The organism is Lachnoanaerobaculum sanguinis, assembly GCF_033242365.1.
Taxonomy (GTDB): domain Bacteria; phylum Bacillota; class Clostridia; order Lachnospirales; family Lachnospiraceae; genus Lachnoanaerobaculum; species Lachnoanaerobaculum sanguinis.
Genome location: NZ_BTHK01000014.1, coordinates 42,906 through 63,594, shown reverse-complemented (window position 1 = coordinate 63,594; position 20,689 = coordinate 42,906). Strand labels below are relative to the sequence as shown.

The 20,689-nt window shown below is 34.2% G+C and carries 18 protein-coding genes; 17 read left to right on the top strand and 1 reads right to left on the bottom strand.

Going from position 1 to position 20,689, the window contains the following annotated elements:
• Window positions 1-78 precede the first annotated feature (78 nt).
• Window positions 79-813 (bottom strand): MerR family transcriptional regulator, encoded by a 735-nt coding sequence (locus tag SBH76_RS10105; protein ID WP_317977719.1) that lies wholly within the window; start codon window positions 811-813, stop codon window positions 79-81.
• Between the two features lie 354 nt (window positions 814-1,167).
• Between SBH76_RS10105 and SBH76_RS10100 the strand changes: the two genes are divergently transcribed.
• The 17 genes from SBH76_RS10100 to SBH76_RS10020 all read left to right on the top strand — a co-directional run bounded on the left by SBH76_RS10100 (window position 1,168) and on the right by SBH76_RS10020 (window position 20,689).
• A complete protein-coding gene (locus SBH76_RS10100) occupies window positions 1,168-2,538 on the top strand; it encodes a sodium-dependent transporter (RefSeq protein WP_317977718.1) in 1,371 nt (456 codons plus the stop codon).
• 147 nt (window positions 2,539-2,685) lie between these two features.
• Entirely contained in the window at window positions 2,686-2,970 is a 285-nt protein-coding gene (locus SBH76_RS10095) for a co-chaperone GroES (RefSeq protein ID WP_007594995.1), read from the top strand.
• A 30-nt stretch (window positions 2,971-3,000) separates the two neighbouring features.
• Complete coding sequence (groL, locus tag SBH76_RS10090) at window positions 3,001-4,620, top strand: chaperonin GroEL (RefSeq protein ID WP_007594998.1); 1,620 nt, start codon at window positions 3,001-3,003, stop codon at window positions 4,618-4,620.
• A gap of 253 nt (window positions 4,621-4,873) precedes the next feature.
• Window positions 4,874-6,160, top strand: coding sequence for a hypothetical protein (locus SBH76_RS10085; RefSeq protein ID WP_317977717.1), 1,287 nt, complete (start codon window positions 4,874-4,876; stop codon window positions 6,158-6,160).
• Window positions 6,161-6,254: 94 nt separating this feature from the next.
• Window positions 6,255-8,087 carry a hypothetical protein gene (locus SBH76_RS10080; protein WP_317977716.1) on the top strand — a complete coding sequence of 611 codons (1,833 nt, stop codon included), beginning with the start codon at window positions 6,255-6,257 and terminating at the stop codon, window positions 8,085-8,087.
• A gap of 18 nt (window positions 8,088-8,105) precedes the next feature.
• Window positions 8,106-9,890 carry a hypothetical protein gene (locus tag SBH76_RS10075; RefSeq protein ID WP_317977715.1) on the top strand — a complete coding sequence of 595 codons (1,785 nt, stop codon included), beginning with the start codon at window positions 8,106-8,108 and terminating at the stop codon, window positions 9,888-9,890.
• 112 nt (window positions 9,891-10,002) lie between these two features.
• Window positions 10,003-10,689 carry a hypothetical protein gene (locus SBH76_RS10070; RefSeq protein ID WP_317977714.1) on the top strand — a complete coding sequence of 229 codons (687 nt, stop codon included), beginning with the start codon at window positions 10,003-10,005 and terminating at the stop codon, window positions 10,687-10,689.
• A 124-nt stretch (window positions 10,690-10,813) separates the two neighbouring features.
• Window positions 10,814-11,446, top strand: coding sequence for a hypothetical protein (locus tag SBH76_RS10065; protein ID WP_317977713.1), 633 nt, complete (start codon window positions 10,814-10,816; stop codon window positions 11,444-11,446).
• A 20-nt stretch (window positions 11,447-11,466) separates the two neighbouring features.
• The gene (locus SBH76_RS10060) at window positions 11,467-12,102 is read left to right on the top strand and encodes a hypothetical protein (RefSeq protein ID WP_034211266.1); all 636 of its coding nucleotides are present in this window, start codon (window positions 11,467-11,469) and stop codon (window positions 12,100-12,102) included.
• Window positions 12,103-12,114: 12 nt separating this feature from the next.
• Complete coding sequence (locus SBH76_RS10055; protein WP_317977712.1) at window positions 12,115-13,275, top strand: SseB family protein; 1,161 nt, start codon at window positions 12,115-12,117, stop codon at window positions 13,273-13,275.
• Window positions 13,276-13,413: 138 nt separating this feature from the next.
• Window positions 13,414-14,142 carry a hypothetical protein gene (locus SBH76_RS10050; RefSeq protein WP_317977711.1) on the top strand — a complete coding sequence of 243 codons (729 nt, stop codon included), beginning with the start codon at window positions 13,414-13,416 and terminating at the stop codon, window positions 14,140-14,142.
• 113 nt (window positions 14,143-14,255) lie between these two features.
• Window positions 14,256-14,915 (top strand): YoaK family protein, encoded by a 660-nt coding sequence (locus SBH76_RS10045; RefSeq protein WP_317977710.1) that lies wholly within the window; start codon window positions 14,256-14,258, stop codon window positions 14,913-14,915.
• An 18-nt stretch (window positions 14,916-14,933) separates the two neighbouring features.
• Window positions 14,934-15,932 (top strand): L-glyceraldehyde 3-phosphate reductase, encoded by a 999-nt coding sequence (gene mgrA / locus SBH76_RS10040; protein WP_317977709.1) that lies wholly within the window; start codon window positions 14,934-14,936, stop codon window positions 15,930-15,932.
• The gene (locus SBH76_RS10035) at window positions 15,925-16,485 is read left to right on the top strand and encodes a chromate transporter (RefSeq protein WP_007595018.1); all 561 of its coding nucleotides are present in this window, start codon (window positions 15,925-15,927) and stop codon (window positions 16,483-16,485) included. The genes mgrA and SBH76_RS10035 overlap by 8 nt, the downstream gene beginning before the upstream one ends.
• The gene (locus tag SBH76_RS10030) at window positions 16,482-17,039 is read left to right on the top strand and encodes a chromate transporter (RefSeq protein ID WP_317977708.1); all 558 of its coding nucleotides are present in this window, start codon (window positions 16,482-16,484) and stop codon (window positions 17,037-17,039) included. Before SBH76_RS10035 ends, SBH76_RS10030 begins: the two co-directional genes overlap by 4 nt.
• A gap of 173 nt (window positions 17,040-17,212) precedes the next feature.
• Entirely contained in the window at window positions 17,213-18,700 is a 1,488-nt protein-coding gene (locus SBH76_RS10025; protein WP_317977707.1) for a UDP-glucose--hexose-1-phosphate uridylyltransferase, read from the top strand.
• Window positions 18,701-18,829: 129 nt separating this feature from the next.
• Window positions 18,830-20,689, top strand: coding sequence for a hypothetical protein (locus tag SBH76_RS10020; RefSeq protein WP_317977706.1), 1,860 nt, complete (start codon window positions 18,830-18,832; stop codon window positions 20,687-20,689).

The window sequence follows — 20,689 nt, the reverse complement described above, 5'->3', positions numbered from 1 at the left end:
ATAAAAATACTTAATTTTCACCTCTAAGTACAATAAAACGATACTTAGAGGTGAAAATATATTAAAAAGATTTATCAATTAAATCTCTTTTACATACTGTTGAATCGCATCACACAGATACTGTGCCATACCTTCTCCGAATTTGTCCATATTATTTTTAAATTCCGGATTTTTAACATATCCATAGCCTATGCTTGAAAACACATCCGCACTACAGTCAAAAGAGTATTCACAAATATGTTTATGAAGCTTTTTTGCCAGTTCGGTATTTTCTTTTGATGTAGCCTTAAGTCCCTTTGACATATTATCCGATATTGCAAAAAAGATATTATTAAAACCGTCGGCAATTTCCTGTTCTCTTCCTTTTTGCTTTTTAACGGCTTCCTCAATAACTTCCTTTCCATAAAGGTCTATTGCTTTTTGTTTATACTTTTCATTATCCTGATATGTAAAACCTTTGAATTTTTCTTTTATTGACATAGTAATTTTCCTTTCTCTTGATTCAATAGTCTTTTCCAATGTATCAATAAGTGTTAAGAGTTTTTGCTTTTCTTTCTGCATCAAAACGAGTTGTTTCTTTAGATGATGGAGTATTTCCGGATCTTCCTGTTTTAATAAATCCTTTATCTGTTTTAAAGGAAATCCCAGATATTTATAAAACAATATCATTTGCAAAAAAGACATATCATCCTCGGAATAATATCTGTACCCGTTTTCACTTTTTTTAGGTGAAAGCAAACCTATTTCATCATAATGGTATAAAGTGCGCACCGATACACCGCTTATTTCACTAACCTTTTTAATTAAAAACATTTGAAAACCTCCTAACAAGGATAAGTATAAACTATGACGCAATGTAATAGTCAATACCTTAAGTTAAAGATTATTTATAAATTTAATATAAGATTAAATATCAAAATAGAAATAATTCTTGGGGTATGATCTGTCAAAATATGATTAATTAATTTTTGAATAATACAATAATATAAAGGATATACTTAAGGTATAAGATAGAAATTTTTAATTAATTGTGTTATAATGTTTTGCATTTGATTGACTACAGTTTATCAAGTCATTTAGGTAAAGTGTTTTACCTTTATGTCGGATTGCTTTACACAATGTTCTTGCAATCCTCAAAAATATCAAGGATTTAAGTAGGAGGATATTTTGGAGAGAGAAAGGTTAAAGTCCAGGCTCGGGTTTATACTCATTTCAGCCGGATGTGCGATAGGTATCGGTAATGTATGGAAGTTTCCATATATGACAGGAAAAGGTGGCGGCGGTGCATTTGTACTGTTGTACTTGTTATTTTTGGTTATGCTGGGATTGCCTATAATGACTATGGAGTTTTCAATAGGAAGAGCTGCAAGAAAGAGTCCGGTGCTTGCATACCAAAAGTTGGAACCTGCAGGAAGCAAATGGCATATACATGGAATAGTGGCATTTATAGGTAATTATCTTTTGATGATGTTTTATACCACTGTAACAGGATGGATGCTTCATTATTTTTACCTGACTATAACAGGCAGATTTGAAGGTCTGGATTCGGACGGAGTTTTAAATGTATTTAATACAATGCTTTCACAGCCTTCCATCATGATCTTTTGGATGGTGGTGGTAGTAGTTGCAGGTATGTTTATAGTATCAAGAGGACTTGAAGCGGGACTTGAGAATATTACAAAAATAGTTATGGTTACACTGCTTGTGGTAATGATTATACTTGCAATAAATTCATTCTTCTTAAAAGGTGCTGCAGAAGGACTTAAATATTATCTTGTACCGAACATAAGCAGAATAGAAGAAACAGGTATAGGTAATGTTATAACCGGTGCTATGAATCAGGCATTTTTTACATTAAGCCTTGGAATAGGTGCAATGCTTATATTCGGAAGTTATATAAGTAATGACAGAAGTATGCTTGGAGAGTCTGTTACAATAGTTATACTTGATACTTTCGTAGCTATAGTTTCAGGACTTATTATCTTCCCGGCTACATTTACATATGGTGTGGATCAGACATCAGGCTCTGCACTTATATTTATCACCTTGCCGAATATCTTTAATAAGATGCCTCTTGGAAGACTATGGGGGAGTTTCTTCTTTATATTTATGTCATTTGCCGCATTCTCTACAGTACTTGCGGTATTTGAAAATATAGTTTCATGCGGTATGGACCTTACAAAGAAGTCAAGAAAACAGGTAAGTCTTTTTAATTTGATATTAATAATAGTACTTTCATTACCATGTGTATTAGGTTTTGGTGCATGGGCATTTGATTGGCTAAAGCCTTTTGGAGGAACAATACTTGATCTTGAGGATTTCCTTGTAAGTAATATTATTTTGCCGCTCGGTTCCTTGGTATATCTACTTTTTTGTGTAAGCAGATACGGCTGGGGATGGGATAATTATCTAAAGGAGTGCAATAAGGGTGAAGGTCTTAAGATGAAGAACTGGATGAGATTTTACCTTACATTTATATTGCCGATAATAGTATTATTTATATTCGTATTTGGAATATATGATAAGTTTTTAAAATAAGAAATAAAAGAAATCAGCCATAAACTGTTAAAGTTGAGGCTGATTTTTAATTTATTAAGAATATTAGCACTCAAACCTTGACACTGCTAATAAAAAGTGGTATAAAACTTCATAGTTAAGTTTATAAACATTTAGGAGGAATACAAAATGAAGTTAGTACCTTTATTCGATAGAGTAGTTTTAAAGCAATTGGTTGCTGAAGAGACAACAGCATCAGGTATTGTACTTCCGGGACAGGCAAAGGAGAAGCCTTCACAGGCAGAGGTTGTTGCAGTAGGTCCGGGAGGAGTTGTAGACGGAAAAGAAATAAAGATGCAGGTCAAGGTTGGCGACAAGGTTATTTATTCCAAGTATGCAGGTACAGAGGTGGAGCTTGACAAGGAAGAATATATCGTTGTAAAGCAGAATGATATTTTGGCAGTAATTGAATAATAATTTTATATAGTTTAGACGGAGGTAAATATGGCTAAGGATATTAAATATGGCGTTGAAGCCAGAAAAGCATTGGAAGCCGGTGTAAACAAGCTGGCTGATACAGTAAGAGTTACATTGGGACCTAAGGGAAGAAATGTTGTACTTGATAAGTCATTCGGTACACCACTTATCACAAATGACGGTGTTACTATTGCAAAGGAAGTTGAGCTTGAAGATGCGTTTGAGAACATGGGTGCGCAGCTTGTAAAGGAAGTTGCTACAAAGACAAATGATGTGGCAGGTGATGGTACAACAACAGCTACAGTTCTTGCACAGGCAATGATAAATGAGGGAATGAAAAACCTTGCGGCAGGTGCAAATCCTATAATTTTACGTAAGGGAATGAAGAAGGCTACAGATGCAGCAGTAGAGGCTATTGCAAAGATGAGTGAGCCTATAAAGGGAAAAGACCAGATTGCAAGAGTTGCAGCTATATCTGCAAGTGATGATGAGGTTGGAAGCCTTGTAGCAGATGCTATGGAGAAGGTAACAAACGAGGGTGTTATCACTATTGAAGAGTCAAAGACTATGAAGACAGAGCTTGACTTGGTAGAGGGTATGCAGTTTGACAGAGGTTATGTTTCTGCATATATGTGTACAGATATGGAGAAGATGGAAGCAAATCTTGATGATCCGTATATACTTATTACAGATAAGAAGATTTCAAATATTCAGGATATCTTACCTGTACTTGAGGAGCTTGTTAAATCAGGACAGAAGCTTCTTATTATAGCTGAGGATGTAGAGGGTGAAGCTCTTACAACACTTATAGTAAATAAGCTTAGAGGAACATTCAATGTTGTAGCTGTAAAGGCTCCGGGATATGGTGACAGAAGAAAAGATATGTTAAAGGATATCGCTGTTCTTACAGGCGGTACAGTAATCAGCGAGGAACTGGGACTTGAGCTTAAGGATGCTACACTTGCAAGCCTTGGACGTGCAAAGAGTGTTAAGGTTCAAAAAGAGAATACCGTTATCGTTGACGGACAGGGTTCAAAGGCTGATATTGACAACAGAGTCGCTCAAATTAAAGCACAGCTGTCAGAAACTACATCCGAGTTTGATAAAGAGAAATTACAGGAAAGACTTGCTAAGCTTTCAGGTGGTGTAGCGGTTATCAGAGTCGGTGCGGCTACAGAGACTGAGATGAAGGAAGCAAAACTTCGTATGGAAGATGCACTCAATGCTACAAGAGCGGCTGTTGAGGAAGGTATCATTGCAGGAGGCGGTTCAGCTTATATCCATGCAAGTAAAGAAGTTGAGAAGCTTGTGGCTACCCTTGAAGGTGATGAGAGAACAGGTGCAAAGATTATACTTAAGGCACTTGAGGCACCGCTTTTCAGAATAGTTGAGAATGCCGGACTTGAAGGAAGCGTTGTTGTAAACAAGGTAAGAGAGTCAAGCGAAGGTGTAGGATTTGATGCTTTCAGAGAAGAGTATGTTGATATGGTTAAGGCAGGTATCTTGGACCCTGCAAAGGTTACAAGATCTGCACTTCAGAATGCAAACTCGGTTGCATCTACACTTCTTACAACAGAGTCGGCAGTAGCCAATATAAAAGAAGACGCACCTGCAATGCCTGCAGGCGGCGGAATGGGAATGATGTAATAAAACTTTATAATAAAGCTTATAGGGCATACCTTGGAAACAGGGTGTGCCCTTTTTGTGTTTAAAGTTTTAAAAATTATGCAATAAGCTGTAATTAGAAATTGTTAAAGTAATATTGTATAAAATAAAGGACATAATTTCGTTATTGTGCATAATATATTTTTTTCTTAATGAAGAATATAATTTCATTAAAATGTATTTGAGCAATAGAGAACTTTTGTTGGAGTTTGTATTTTGCACATGAGGAGGAAAAATGAAGAGAATATTTAAAATTTCTGTTATTGGTTTGATGGCTGTATCTATGTTATCTATGAATGCCTGCGGTAAGAAAAACAGTGAAGATTTTGAACAAAAAGTGGAAACTACAAAAAAAGTTGAATCAAATTATGTTGTAGATTCAGATACTTATAAAGAATTCTCTGTTGGAAAAGTAGAGAACGGCATATATACAAATAAGATGTTCAATATAAAAGTTAACGGAAAAGAAAATCAGTATAATTTTGAAAATGATGATTCAATCAAAAATCAATTCGGATTCAATGATTCAGACAGATCTGATATTGATTCGGTAAAAGAGGTATTGGATAAGGGTGATGCCTTTGTAGATATGTATGCGACTACACCAAAAAATAAAAGGGCCGTTTCAGTGATGATCCTTAAGTCTGATTCAGACCTTGATACTTTTTTAGAAAAACAATTATCGGATTTAGACCCAAGTTTAGGTGCGAGTAAGACAACTGTAAATGTGCTTGGAAAAGAAGTTAAAGGTATAAGATACACAATAAACGGAAAAGATTCAAAAGTATATCAAAAACTTGCCTTTATAAGAAGAGGAGAATATGTAATGGTGATTATCTCCGGTGGAATTTACGCAGCCGCTCCACAGACAGGTTTTGATTCAATTGAAATATTGGATAATCAGGAAGAATTAGAAAATGCGGAAACAAAGGACAATTCCAATGAAGTAATAAGTACTGCTGAAAGTACAGAAACTGCAAGTGAAGATGTAGAAGTACAAATAGGTGAGATAGAAAATGATATTTATACAAACAAAATGTTTGGATTAAATTTTGACGGAAAGTCAAATGATATGATATTTGCAAGTAAAGAAGAGGCAAATAAAAACTTCTATGATACAGGAAAAAATGAATCTGATATTAAAGCAGTAATAGAGTATCTTGATACGGGTAAAAAATTTGTGGATATGCATGCCGTAAGTGAAAAAGGTTCTGTAAGTGTAATGATAAAAAAGGAAGAAAATATAAAAGATACCGATACTTATGCGGACAGAGCTGTAGTAGGAATAAAACAAGGTATGGAGAGAATGGGAATGGAGGTTGAAACACAAAAAGGTAGTGGTGAGTTCATAGGTGAAACTATGCCTTATGTAACTGTAAGAGCAACCGATAATGGAAATACAGCATATCAAAAAATAGTATTTCTTAAAGTAGGAAATTATGTTGCGGAGATAACATCATATGCGGACAGTGAAGAAGGTGCAAGTAAATATATAGATATGTTTACAAAACTTGAAAAATAATATTTAATAAACTAAATTATCTTAAATAAAAATTAATACAAATCCTAAAGCTTTTATATGTTCCGGTTTGTATTTTGCACATGAGGTGGAGTCTATGAAACGAACCTTAAAATTAGTAATTATATGGTTTATTGCAGTAATTATATTACTGATTTCAGGTTGTAGAAATAATTTAAAAAATGTAGAAAATTTGGATTCAGAACATCAGGATTTAAAATACTCAGATACGGAATATTCAGATGATTATACTGGAGAAGTCCGTAAAGATGTATATATAAATGAAATGTTTCAGTTAAAACTTAACGGTAAAATACATAATATGTATGTGCTCGGCAGAAAAGAAATAGAAGGTATGGAAGTATACTCGGATACTGACTCTACAAAGGCCGGTAAAGACAAAAGAAATTATATAAATGATATGGAAGCATCGGATAGGTCAGGTGCATCCAGATATGTCAGCATAAAGATATATAGAGAAACCGAAGAAAAAGGCATGGAAAAACATATTGAAGCTGAGCTCCAAAAACAAAAAAAAGAATATGAAGGAGAATATGATAATGCTGAAGTGAAATTGTCAACCGGAATATTATTAGATAAAGAAGTACAGAGCATAGATATTCGCTTAAACGGAGAAAGAATAGAATATGCTGAAAGTATTTTATATATGAAAGTTGATGACTATTTTATTGAGATAAAAGTTGAGGGCAAAGACAGCAAGGATATTCAGGAAGTTTTGAGTATGTTTGTAGCTCCGGATTATGAAGAGCATGTAGAACCCAAATATATTTTTGATTTAGATGAAAATGTAAAGTTCACCGTCGGTGAAATTGAAAACGGTATATATACAAATAAGATGCTTAACTTAAAAGTTGACGGTAAAGCTAATAATTTAAGGTTTAGAAATGATGAGGAAATTAAAAAGAAGTTTGGATATAATGATTCTGACAGAGCAGATATAGAGTCTGTAAAAGAGGTTTTAAATAAAGGTGATTATTTTGTAGATATGCATGCTACTACACCTGATAATAAATTAGCTATTTCAATATTTGTTTATAAATCCGAATATGATTTGAATACATTCCTTGAAAAAGAACTTAATAAACTGAAAAAAGACTTTGATTCAAAAAAGAAAACAATAGAGTTATTTGGAGAAGAGGTTCCGGGTATAGAATTTAAAAAGGTTTATTATGACGGAACAGCAACCATAGAGTTGGCATTTATAAAAAGAGGAAAATATATAACCATTATTTCTTCAGGGGGAGAATATTCATTGGCACCAAAAGACGGATTTAAATTATTTGAAGTATTAGATAAACAAGTTGAGATTGATAGTGATGAAACAACAGATTCATCAGAGAGTATAAATGATGGGGAGGAAGTTGATAATAATTTTGAGTTTTCTATCGGTGAGATAAACAACGGTATTTACATAAACAAGATGTTCGGAATCAGATTTGATGAAAAATCACTTGGCATGAAGATAAAAAGTAGGGAAGAAGAAAATAATAGATTTTATAGTACCGATGAAAAAAAGTGGGATATTGATGAGGTATCGCAACTTCTGGAAAATGGTGACAAGTTTGTGGATATGCGTGCAGATATTGAAAATAAAAGTATATTAAGCGTCATTATAAAAAAGGAGGATACACTAAAGGACCTAGACAGTTATATAAACAGGCAAATGGCAGGCTTAAAGGATAAATATCACATGAAGGGTATATACCCGGAGATAAAAAAAGGTGAGGATGAATTTTTGGGAGAAACCAGAACATATATAAGTCTACACGCAAATATATATGGACAGGACTTATATGAAAGAGCTGTATATTTAAAAGTTGGAAATTATTTTGCTGAGATATCTGCATTTGCCGGTGATGAGTTATCAGCAAAGCAAATGATTGATGCAATCAGTAAAATTGAGGAATAAATATATTTGGAGGAGACTATGAAGAGAATTTTTAAATTAGGAATGCTGGCTGTTACTTTATCACTTTGCTTTTCGGGGTGTAGAGTAAAAGAAGATAAAAAAATAGGTGAAACTGTCAGTGAGTTCAAGGCTGAGGATATTTCTTTGGGAGAAGTAGTTGATGGAGTATACACAAGCAAAATGCTTAATTTAAAGTTTGACGGAAATGCCAATGATATGGAGGTATCAGTTGAAGAGGAATTTATCAACAGGCTTGACGGCAAAGTTGTAAAAAGGTCAGATATGAATGCTGTACATGACAGACTTAATAAGGGCTATTATATAAGTGATATGGAAGCCATTGATAATAAAAACCCCGGTAGTTATGTAGAGGTAATGATATATAAGGATAAAAACCATGAAATGAAAAACGGTTTGGAAAAGTATATTGATAAAGAGGTTAAAAAACAAGAAGGTGAGCAAAAAGAGAGATTTAAAAATCCTAAAGTAAAAAAGACAATAAGAGATTTTATGGGAGAAAAGCTGCTTAGTGTGGATATCGTTATAAATGAGGACGGTATAGAATATGCCGATTCTACATTGTATAAACAGTTAGGTGAATACTTTATAGAAATTCATGTAAGAGGAGATAATAGCGAGGATATTGATAAATATTTGGGAATGTTTGAAAAGTATACGGAAACTGATGGTGATGCAAAGAGCAGTAAATCTGATGAATCCGTTAAAAACGATACTAAATCGGAGATAGAATTTTCAAAGGGAGAGATAAATAATGATGTATATACAAACAAGATGTTTGATATAAAATTTGATGCAAAAGCAAACGGATATGTTTTTGATGAAGTAGCAACAAGTATTATGGACCCTATTTCAGAAGAAGATAGGATATATTATATTAAAAAAGGCGGATCTGCTATTGATATGGTGGTCAGTAAGGAGAGAGATAATGCACAAAAGCTGGTAGTTTCAATATCAGAAAACAAAGGACAACTAGACAAATACTTAGAGAAACAGTTGAAAAAAGATTCTAAGGCAGAAAGATTAACTGTTAAAATTTCCGGAAAGGATGTACCTTGTTTATTTACTGAAACAAAGGATAAAGATAGTAAATATCAATATACCGCCTATATAGAGGCAGGAGATTATATAGGAGTAATAAATTCTTACGGTCCGGATAAATACAGTGCTAAGTCAGCTTTTGAAATGTTTACAAAAACATCAGAAAACAGTGAAGATTCCGGTGATGTGCAGACAGATGGAATTATTCCGGGAAAAATAAATGATAATGTCTACAGTAATGAAATGATGAATATAAAATTCGATGCCAATACAACAGGTCTGGAGTTTGTAAGTGATGAAGGACTAAAAAATATGGGTAATGACGGTATAGAAAGATCGGATGTAAATGCTGTAAATAAGCATATTAAAGATGGTAAATCATTTATAGATATGTTTTTAATTGATAATACAGACACTACAAAGAGAATAAGTGTTTCTTTGGCAAAAAATGATATGTTAATGCCTATGGATGAATATTTGGATGCACAAAAAGAGATAATGGAAAGTCAACTTAGTAAAGTCCCTAAAGATCAGCTGAAAAGTTCAGAGGTAAAGAAATCGGATGCATATTTTCTCGGTAAGGAATTATCATGTTTGGATATTTATGTGGATACAACAGTTGCAAAACAGTGTCAGAAATATCTCTTTGTAGTAAAGGATGATTACATGATGATTATAGTATCAAGCGGAAAGGATGAAAAAGAGGCACAGGCAGGACTTGATTTATTTCAGAAATACGAATAAATCATATTAAACCTAAATTATCTTAAATAAAAATTAATACAAATCCTAAAGCTTTTATATGTTCTGTCTTGTATAATCAGTACGAAAAAAGTTATATAAAACGGAGGACATTATGAGAAGAAGTTTTAAATTAGCGGTATTGGCTATAGCATCGGTATTGGCTGTAACTGCATGTGGAGGTAACAAAAAGGCTGAAGCAACAGTGGGAAGTGAAAGTGTTTCTGAAGCACAAAGTAAAGAAACAAGCGCAGAAGCGACTACTGAAGAAAAGAAAGATGAAAGCAGCGCAGAAGCTTCAAGTGAAGCCAATATCCCTGCAGAGGATTTGGCAGGAGTTACTGCAGATAATGTTTATACAAATAAGGCTTTGAATTTGAAGTTTGATGCCACAGCCAATGATATGAGAATAGCAGATCAAGCTGAGCTTGAAGCTATGGGAATCCAGTCTGAAGGAAAATTGGAACTTTATGCTTACAACAATAATTATACTAAAATAGCTATGATAGGCATATTGGATGAAGGTACAGATTTAAAGACCTATATGGATGAGTATATTGAGACAACAAAGAAAAATAATGAGTCCTTAGGAAAGGATGCTTTAAAGATTGAAAGTACTACAACAAAATTAATGGACAAGGATGTACCTGCTATAGTTGCAGATTTAACTATGGGTGGAGTAACTCAGTATACAACTCAGGCTTTTGTTGAGGTTGGAGGAAGAATATATACAATTGCGACAATAACAACAAATGCTGAAGAAAGCTCTAAAGGACTTGATATGTTTACAAAGGCAGAGTAAACATTATTTATAATAAAAGGCATACCTTGATAAAAAAGGTGTGCTTTTTTGGTTGAACAATTTATTTTTATTTTAATAGGTGATATACTCAAATAAAAAGTATATTTTGTACTCGGGAGGAAAAATGAAGAAAAATTTTAAGCTTATAATTATGGGTGTTGCAGTGCTGTCTGTACTTTATATAACTGCTTGCGCCCGTAAAGATAAAGCAAAAGAGAGTGCACAGGCGGATAAGGATATAGTGGTGATGTCTTTTTCGGATGACAAAAAAAATACTGAGCTTGACGGTAAGCTTGACGGGGATGTGTATACCAATAGTGTATTTAATGTTAAGTTTGATGCAAAAGCTGCAAATATGGAGATAACAAGTGCCGACGAGATTAATGCTATGAGTATAAGCCACAATGATTATTCATTAAAGATGGAGGCACAAAGCGGCGATTCGGGTAGTAGGGTGGATTTTACAGTTTTGGATGACGGTACCGATGTAAAGGCGTACATAGATGAAGATATCTCTACAATAAAAGAGGAAAATAAAGGTCTTGGTGATGAGAATGTTAAAGTGGAAAGCTATACAATAAACTTTCTGGGTGAGGATGTAGAGTCTCTTCATGCGGAGCTTACTTCGGGAAGTGTGACATATTATCGTACAAAAGTATTTTTACAGTCGGACAACCATGTGGCTGTAATAGAAGTAAATTCACAAGATGCACAGAGTATTGATAATTGCCTCGGTGCATTTACAAAGGCAGAGTAAGTGTTTATAAAGGAGGAAAAATGAAGAAGAATATTAAACTTATAATGGCGGGTATTGTAGTTTTGTCTGCTCTTTCCATAACTGCTTGTGGAGGTAACAAGGCCGATAACAAAGCTGAAAGTAAGACAGAGAGTCCTGTTGCAAGTACTGTAGAAAGCACTGCTGAGCGCGCAAACAATGAAGATATGAACGGTACATATGACGGCAGTATATATACCAATAAAGTGTTTAATATAAAGTTTGATGCTAAGTCTGTAAATATGGAGATGGTAAGTACCGAGGATCTTAGTGATATGCAAAAAAAGACACATGATGATACATTAAAAATGTATGCACATGACACTGCAAACAGCAGCTCTGTATTATTCGGACTTGTAAATATAACCTCGGATTTAAAGGCATATATAGACGGAAATATAGCGAAAATCAATAAGGATAATGAGGGTGCGGGAGATATTAAGGCGGAAAGTACAACTATAAAATTTTTGGGTCAGGATGCTCCTTGTATAAATGCAAAGTTAACCGCAAACGGTGTTACACAGTATCATACACAGGTGTTTTTAGAGTCGGGAAAGGATGTATCAGTTATAGTTATAAATGCTAAAGACGAAAAGGTTGTTAAAGACTGTTTGAACGCCTTTACAAAAGCGCAGTAACTTGGAGTATATATGTTTTGGAATAAAATAAAAGATGCTTTTTCATCTAAAAAAAGTATTGATAATAAAGAAAATAAATCGGTTGAAACAGTTAAAAACAGATTTACCATGTTGGTAAAGAGCTGTAAAGATACGGGAAGTATAGTACTTGAAGGATATGTGCACGGTACGGTAAGTAAAGAGGAAGTAACCGTACTTTTTAAAAGCGGTAAAGTATCTCATCTTAAAATTGCAAAGATTACAGACGGTGCAGGAAATGATTTGGAAGTAATAAAAGATTCATATGCAAATATATGGTTTGAACATATAGACGAGTCGGATGATTTTAAATACGCTTTACTTACAAATATAGAATTTCAGATAGAATCCGATGTGAATAAGGCGGTGGAAAATCCATATATACTTGGACTTCTATATGAATATGATAATTACTATAAGGATGAAGATTTTGTAAATCTATTTTTCCGTGAGATGGTAAGTGCACATTATCTGTTGCCCATACATATGTCGGGAGATTTTAAGGGCAGCGGAGAGACTGTTTTAAAAAAAGATACAAAAATAAATATTTACGGTATAAATCTTGAAGGTGGAGTAACTGCACTTCCGGTATTTACAGACTGGACTGCTTTGAAAAATTGGGCGGATAAAGGACCTGCAAATTGGAAACAGGAAACAATCATTGTAAGATTCCCGGATATTTTGGGATGTTTAAAGAATGACGGTGGATTTATTATTAATCCTTACGGTCCTAAGTCTTTTTATATGAATCAGGAAAGTATCAACCGTATAGTTAATTCACCGGGGTATCAAAGCCAATTTGGAGAGGCAGTTATAGAAAAAAAGGTTACAAAAGGCGGAGAGGAAAATCTTTTGGTATATCCCTCAGATAATGAAGAAGTATCAGCTATAAAAAAGAGATTGATTGCCTTTGGAAATGCTCATAGTGAGATAAAATTAATAGACATGATGCTTAGGGTGGATGAGACAGGTACAAAATCATATCTTATAATAATGGATATAGATGATGAAGATGTCAGAAAATACTATAAGAGTGTTTATGAGAGTTGCAGAGATCTTCTTAGAGAAGTGGTATATCTGGATTTTGCCACTTTAAAACAGGCAGATTTTGCAAGTAATATGATGAAACAAGAGCCTTTATATAAAAAGAATTAGGCTAATTATTAATGATTAGAGAAGAGGGTTTAAAAAAATATTTACATTTTAATCACATTGTTGTAATATCTTATCAGAATTTAGTCACAGATGGATTCTAGAATACTCGGGAATTATTTATTACACGGAGTGATGACAATGAAGAAAAATATTTTTATACCTATATTATTTTTATCGGTTATGATGACTGCCTGTAGCGGCAAAACTAATGCCGAGACAACTGCCTCACAGGCGGAAACAACTGTAGTAGAAAGTACTACCGAAGTACCCACTACAGAGGAGACTACCACACAGGCTGAAGTCATACAGGAAGAGACACATGCCGAAGATGATATACAATATTACAGAGGCAGAAAAGAAGATTCAGTATATACAAATGAAGTTTTCAATATCAGGTTTGATGCGCCTGCAAATAATTACAAGATGGAAAGCAGAGATAATATCGCTCAGATGAGAGATATTTTTATAAAGCAAGCCGGTATGACACAGGAAGAAGCGGATGAAAGTATATATATGGATTTATACGCTACCAGTGAGAACGGTACCGGAGTCAGCAATGTAAATGTTGTCATAGAAAAGATGGGTACACCTTTTGAGACTGAAACCGAATTGGAAAATGTTGTGGCCAAACTCCAGGAGCAGTACAAAGCTTCAGGTATGGTAAATGTCAGTGTGGAGAGTGCCAAGGCAATGTTTAACGGTAGAGAAACCATAGCAATGAGTGCTACGGATACAAGCGGTGATTATACCGTGTACAGAAAGCAGATTTATATAAAGTCGGGAAACTTCATGGCAATTATTACAGCGAGCAGTACTTCTGAAGAAAAAGCACAAAAGGCTTTGGATGCATTTACATCATTGAAGTAAATTTTAAGAGTATAGTTTATATAAAAATATAGGCTATACTTTTTTTATTGCTTTAATTTATCGATGTAATGGTTTAAAATAAAAAGGTATTCTTTTAGATTAAGAGGGATAAAATGAAAAGATGGCAGACTTCAGAGTCCATAACGGTCGGGTTGTTCTTGGCACTTTCCGGAGGCTTTATGGATGCTTATTCATATATAAACCGTGGAAAGGTTTTTGCCAATGCCGAGACAGGTAATATTATACTGATGACAATAAAGATATGTGAAGGAAAGTTTTTAGAATCGGTAAATTATATTATACCTATAACATCCTTTGCCATAGGAGTGGCTATATCTGAAATAATAAAGCGTAGAAAAGAAAAAATTGATATGATACATTGGAGGCAGATTCCTTTACTGCTTGAAATAGCAGCATTTATAGTTGTGGCATTTTTGCCGCAGGATATGAACCAAATTGCCAATTCCATAATATCTTTGGTATCGGGAGTGCAGTTTGCCACATTCCCTAAAATTAGAGATGTTGTAATAGCAACTACAATGTGTACCGGAAATTTAAAGAGCGGAACACAGAATCTTTATCGTGGAATCAGTACCGGTGACAAATTTTCTTTAGAAAAGGGTTTATATTATTATATATGTATATTGATATTTATAGCCGGTACCGCTTTAGGATATTTTGCAGTAGGGCTTTTTAATGAAAAGGCTATTTTGATTGCGGCAGGAATGCTTACAATGATTTTTTTAATGATGTTCAAGGAATTTGAAAATTGATATTTGAAAGGGGTTTTTATGTATTTTGCAAAGGAAGACAGATATGAGAAAATGAAATATGCTTATTGTGGTAACAGCGGATTAAAATTGCCGTTGGTATCTCTTGGACTCTGGCATAATTTTGGAGACCATTCCAATCTTGAAAGTATGAAGGATATTTTGTTTACAGCTTTTGACAACGGTATCACTCATTTTGATCTTGCAAACAACTATGGTCCGGCACCCGGAAGTGCCGAAAAGAATTTCGGAATTATATTAAAAGAGGATTTCGGAAAGTACAGAGACGAGATGATTATCAGTACAAAGGCCGGATATACGATGTGGGACGGTCCTTACGGAGATTTCGGCAGCAGAAAGTATTTGATAGCAAGTATAGATCAGAGTTTAAAGAGAATGGGACTTGAATATGTGGATATATTCTATCACCACAGAATGGATAAGAATACACCGCTTGAGGAGACCTGTGGTGCTTTGGCGCAGATAGTAAACAGCGGTAAGGCATTATATGTCGGAATTTCAAACTATGACGGAGAAACTTTGGAGCAGGCTGCAAAGATTTTGGATGAGCTTAAAGTTCCTTTTATAATAAATCAAAACAGATATTCAATCTTTGACAGAACTATTGAAAATAACGGCTTAAAAGATATGGCAGGCAAATTAAAGAAGGGCATTATGTCTTTCAGTCCTTTGGCGCAGGGACTTTTGAGTGACAGATATCTTAACGGTATACCAAGTGACAGCAGAGTAGCAACTGACGGAAGATTTTTAAATGAAAATAATCTTACGGAGAAGAAAATGGAAGCTATAAGAAAATTAAATGATATCGCAAAAGAGAGAAATCAAAGTCTTGCACAGATGGCACTTTCATGGGTACTTAAGGATGATGTTATTACATCGGTACTTATAGGTGCATCCAAACCTTCACAGGTACTTGATAATATTGCATCTGTAGAAAATACTTCATTCAGCGAAGAAGAATTAAAAAAGATAGATGAAATCGTAAAAGCATATGAATAGGAAAATTCTCATTAAGCTTTTTATTTCAACTCTTTATTTGAGTGCATTCACCTTTGGTGGCGGCTATGTCATAGTTACTTTGATGAAGAAAAAGTTTGTTGATGAGTATCATTGGATAGAAAATGATGAGATGCTTGATTTGGTAGCTATTGCACAGTCGGCACCGGGAGCAATTGCAGTAAACGGAGCCATAGTGGTCGGATATAAGATTGCAGGAATTTTAGGAGTTATTGTGGCAATAGTCGCCACTGTCATTCCTCCTTTTTTAATAATTTCTATTATATCCATGTTTTATATTTTGTTTAGAGAAAACAGATATATTGCTTTTATGCTTGAAGGTATGCAATCGGGAGTGGGTGCGGTAATTGCTTCTGTAAGTTTTCAGATGGGGGTAGGTGTAGTAAAGAAAGGCTTTTTTAATATCCTTATAATGTTGGCTGCCTTTGTTTTGAATTTTTATTTTAAAGTTAACGTGATATATATTATATTAATTTGCATTTTGGTTGGAATTATAAAGACCTTTATATCAAAAAATGTGGAGAAAAGTAAATGATTTACCTAAAATTGTTTATAAGTTTTTTAAAAATAGGCGCCTTCAGTTTTGGTGGAGGTTATGCGGCAATGCCTATTATTCAAAGTGAAGTGGTGGATGCATATCATTGGCTTACACCTGAGGAGTTTACAGATCTCATCACCATATCTCAGATGACACCGGGTCCTATTGCAGTAAATTCGGCTACCTTTGTAGGTAGCAGAATAGGCGGTATACCGGGTGCAATAGTTGCCACTTTCGGTTGTATACTTCCGTCAAGCGTACTGCTTATTTTTCTTTCATGGATGTATATGAAATATAAAAAGCTCACAATACTGCAAACAATACTTTCCGTATTAAGACCGGCTGTGGTGGTTTTGATTGCAATATCGGGAATAAAGATATTACAGTCAGCCTTCGGATTGAACGGATTTAAAATAGATGATATCAGGCTACATATGGTTTTTATATTCGGTATATCTTTGGTACTTTTTGTAAAGTATAATAAGAATCCTATATCGGTAATGCTTCTTTCGGGAGTATTGAATCTGTTCTACAATATAATATTTCAATAAAGATATGGACTGCTGCAAATGCAAATGTTTGTCAACAGCCCTTTATTAAAAAAGAATAAATTTTCGTTAGTAATGCAATTTTTATCTATTGCAATTGTGGATTTCTTGATTGATAATTAAATTGCAGAGTGTTACATGTGAAAAAACAAAGAATTGGTTTAGGGAGCAAAAAAATGATTAACAGGCTTATCAATGAACTTATGGCTTACGGTATGCGTGAGTATCTTGTGGATGAAGATGACAGAGTATATATTACAAACCGATTGCTGGATCTTTTCGGTCAGATAGAGTTTGAAGAAGAAGAGGTGACTGAAGAAAGAGCGCTTGTGGATATACTCTCAGATATGTGTAAGTTTGCCTATGAAAACGGTATTATTGAGGATGATACCGTAACAATGACAGATCTTTTTGATACAAAAATTATGGGACAGCTTACTCCTATGCCTTCAACTGTAAGAAGAATGTTTAAAGAGATATATCATATAAGCAGTAAACTTGCTACAGACTTTTATTATAAATTCAGCAAGAGAACAAATTATATACGTACAGACAGAATTGCAAAGGATGAAAAATGGGTTACCGAAACGGAGTACGGACCTATAGATATTACTATTAATCTTTCAAAGCCTGAAAAGGATCCGAGAGATATAGCCAAAGCCGGACAGGCAAAGAAATCAGGATATCCAAGCTGTTTGCTTTGTATGGAAAATGAGGGATATGCAGGACATTTCTCACATCCGGCAAGACAGAATCTTATATTAATTCCTATCTCTCTTGACGGAGAGGATTATTTTTTACAGTACTCACCATATGTGTATTACAATGAACATTGTATAATATTTAATAAACAGCACAAACCTATGAAGATAGATAAGGCGGTATTTAAAAAGCTTTTAGAGTTTGTAAAGCTGTTTCCGCATTATACTGCAGGATCAAATGCGGATCTTCCTATAGTGGGAGGCTCTATTTTAAGCCATGATCATTTCCAGGGCGGCGGCTATGTGTTTGCTATGGCAAAGGCGGGGTATGACAGAAATTTTGTGATTCCGGGATATGAGGATATTAGAGCCGGTATTGTAAAATGGCCTATGTCCGTTATCAGACTTCAAGGTAAGGATATAGACAGGATTGTGGAGGCTTCCGATCATATTTTATCAAGCTGGAGGGCTTATACCGATAAGGATGCATTTGTATTTGCAGAAACTGACGGCACTCCTCATAATATCATTACACCGATTGCAAGAATGAATGGAGATTTGTATGAGATAGATCTTGTACTTAGAAATAATATCACAACTGATGAAAGCCCATGGGGTGTATATCATCCAAGTGCGGATCTTCATCATATCAAGAAGGAGAATATAGGTCTTATTGAAGTAATGGGACTTGCGGTACTTCCTGCAAGACTTAAAAAAGAAATGGCACTACTTGAGGAGTATATTCTTTCAAAAAAGGATTTAAGAAGCAGTGAAGAATTGGAAAAGCATGCGGACTGGGTAGACGGCTGGATTGATAAATATGATATCAATTCCGAAAATATTCACGGTATTGTACAGGATGAAATCAGCAAAGTTTTTGTAAAGGTTTTGGAATGTGCGGGTGTTTATAAGAGAACGAGTGAAGGTCAGGAAGCTTTTGACAGATTTGTAAAAACTTTATAATCCGGAATACTTTATAAATCATTAAGTTTGTTGTTATAAACTATAGTTGTAAGGCATTGCACTGATAAGATATAATTAGTGCGATGCCTTACATTTTTATAAGGTTTAACAACTAAAAAAGGTGGTAGTATGAGAGAAAATAAAACCTATTACAAAAAGAAAATATATCTTGTCATACTTGTTATGACAATTCTTTTCGGATTTCAAGGCATGTATGAATATTACAGTGCAAAGATAGACGATCCTTTCCAACTGATCTCTGCCGTATTATACGGTATCATAAAACTGTTTTTATTTGCACCTCCGATTTCACCGAGTGATAAGACAAATATTTTCTATGAGATTGCAAAATGGACTGCACCGATACTTACGTCCACTTTTGTATTTACCAAAATTTCAAATACTCTTTTACATATGAAAAACATAGTTGTAAATAAGATAAGCAGAAATCATATTTTGGTATTTGAGAACTCTCTTATGGGTGAAACATTGATAAATAATCTTATAGATGAAAAAAGTTCATATAAGATATCACTTATTTCAAAGAATTTCATAGATGACAATATGAAAAACAAGTATGAGAAAAAGGGAATTGCCGTTTATCAGACGGAGTTTGAAAACAGTGACAGAAATGAGATAAGAGAGCTTTTTGCCGCACTTAATATAAATAAGGCAAAGTATATGTTTTTTTGTGCCGATGCGGATCTTGAAAATTATGCCCTGTACACAAATGTTATAAAGAGAATAAAACCTCAAAGACATATTACCTGCTATGTAAAATGTGAGTCAAAAACAGTGTCCTCATATATAGAAGATATGATAGCTCAGGAAAGAAAAAAAGAAGAGAGTCTTAAAAATATAGATACCGTACATTTTGATGAGAGAGATCTGACTGTAAGAATGCTTATATCGGATAAATGTGTAAGCAAAAGTATATCAAATAATGTAGAGGCCCTCTCCGGTATAGGTGATGCAGTGACTCCTGAGCTGATTGATGAAAATATCAAAAGGATGCATATTTTAATAATAGGTATAAATGAGCTGACTTCTACATTATTAAAGTTTATTTCAAACGATATGACCATGTCGTTAAAGGAAAATACAAGGGTAAGCATCATAGACAGGGATGCGGACAGGAAGATGAAAGAGCTCCTGGTGGACAATGAGGGCTTAAATAATTCTTTGGATATACAGATAATGAGTCTCAGCTCTGAAAGAAATATGATGTATGATTATCTTAAAAGTATAAAAAGCGAAAAGGATCTGTCTCTTATTTTTTTGATGAACGAAGATGTAGTTAAGAGTCTTAAAAATTTGAAGCTTTTAAACAGGTATTTTGAAGGTGTTCCGAAGATAATAAGAAATGTATCAAATATAGATTTAAGTTATGTATTACCTAAAAATAATGATAATATAAAAATTTTCGGAGATGTTTCGCAGATTATGACAGAAGATGTTATGATAAGGGCGGCACTTGATAAGAGAGCAAAGCAGTTTAATGACAGCTATAACATATCTTCAGCGGCAGCAGGTATGGGAGATGGACAGAAATGGAATGAGCTCTCATATGTGAAGAAGACATCTTCAAGATTATCTGCCGCACATGACAGGGTAAAGGAAGAGATAGTAAGAAAGATATTTTCGGATAAATCTGAGGATGAGATAAAAGCTTATCTGAATTTAAAGTTTGAAGAATTCAGTGCACTGCAGGAAATCAGAAAAGTTGATAATGAAGAGTTCAAGAAAAAGTTTTGTGAATATCTAAAGAATGCTCCTGTACTTGATTTCTTATCAAGGCTTGAACATAAGAGATGGTGTAACAGCTATTATGCTATGAACTTTAAGTATGGTGAAAAGAAGGATGAGAACCTAAAGACACATCCATGTTTGATAGATGATTGGAAAATCATAATAGGTGAAAAGTTTGACACCTGCCATCCGGAATATGATTTATTATCGGTATTTACTTTATTTCAGAGAGAGGATTGA

What these genes read in the sequence shown, in the direction of transcription:
- SBH76_RS10105 (WP_317977719.1), bottom strand. Translation starts at nt 813, where the DNA reads ATGTTTTTAATTAAAAAGGTTAGTGAAATAAGCGGTGTATCGGTGCGC.
- SBH76_RS10095 (WP_007594995.1), top strand. Translation starts at nt 2,686, where the DNA reads ATGAAGTTAGTACCTTTATTCGATAGAGTAGTTTTAAAGCAATTGGTT.
- groL (WP_007594998.1), top strand. Translation starts at nt 3,001, where the DNA reads ATGGCTAAGGATATTAAATATGGCGTTGAAGCCAGAAAAGCATTGGAA.
- SBH76_RS10085 (WP_317977717.1), top strand. Translation starts at nt 4,874, where the DNA reads ATGAAGAGAATATTTAAAATTTCTGTTATTGGTTTGATGGCTGTATCT.
- SBH76_RS10080 (WP_317977716.1), top strand. Translation starts at nt 6,255, where the DNA reads ATGAAACGAACCTTAAAATTAGTAATTATATGGTTTATTGCAGTAATT.
- SBH76_RS10075 (WP_317977715.1), top strand. Translation starts at nt 8,106, where the DNA reads ATGAAGAGAATTTTTAAATTAGGAATGCTGGCTGTTACTTTATCACTT.
- SBH76_RS10070 (WP_317977714.1), top strand. Translation starts at nt 10,003, where the DNA reads ATGAGAAGAAGTTTTAAATTAGCGGTATTGGCTATAGCATCGGTATTG.
- SBH76_RS10065 (WP_317977713.1), top strand. Translation starts at nt 10,814, where the DNA reads ATGAAGAAAAATTTTAAGCTTATAATTATGGGTGTTGCAGTGCTGTCT.
- SBH76_RS10060 (WP_034211266.1), top strand. Translation starts at nt 11,467, where the DNA reads ATGAAGAAGAATATTAAACTTATAATGGCGGGTATTGTAGTTTTGTCT.
- SBH76_RS10055 (WP_317977712.1), top strand. Translation starts at nt 12,115, where the DNA reads ATGTTTTGGAATAAAATAAAAGATGCTTTTTCATCTAAAAAAAGTATT.
- SBH76_RS10050 (WP_317977711.1), top strand. Translation starts at nt 13,414, where the DNA reads ATGAAGAAAAATATTTTTATACCTATATTATTTTTATCGGTTATGATG.
- SBH76_RS10045 (WP_317977710.1), top strand. Translation starts at nt 14,256, where the DNA reads ATGAAAAGATGGCAGACTTCAGAGTCCATAACGGTCGGGTTGTTCTTG.
- mgrA (WP_317977709.1), top strand. Translation starts at nt 14,934, where the DNA reads ATGTATTTTGCAAAGGAAGACAGATATGAGAAAATGAAATATGCTTAT.
- SBH76_RS10035 (WP_007595018.1), top strand. Translation starts at nt 15,925, where the DNA reads ATGAATAGGAAAATTCTCATTAAGCTTTTTATTTCAACTCTTTATTTG.
- SBH76_RS10030 (WP_317977708.1), top strand. Translation starts at nt 16,482, where the DNA reads ATGATTTACCTAAAATTGTTTATAAGTTTTTTAAAAATAGGCGCCTTC.
- SBH76_RS10025 (WP_317977707.1), top strand. Translation starts at nt 17,213, where the DNA reads ATGATTAACAGGCTTATCAATGAACTTATGGCTTACGGTATGCGTGAG.
- SBH76_RS10020 (WP_317977706.1), top strand. Translation starts at nt 18,830, where the DNA reads ATGAGAGAAAATAAAACCTATTACAAAAAGAAAATATATCTTGTCATA.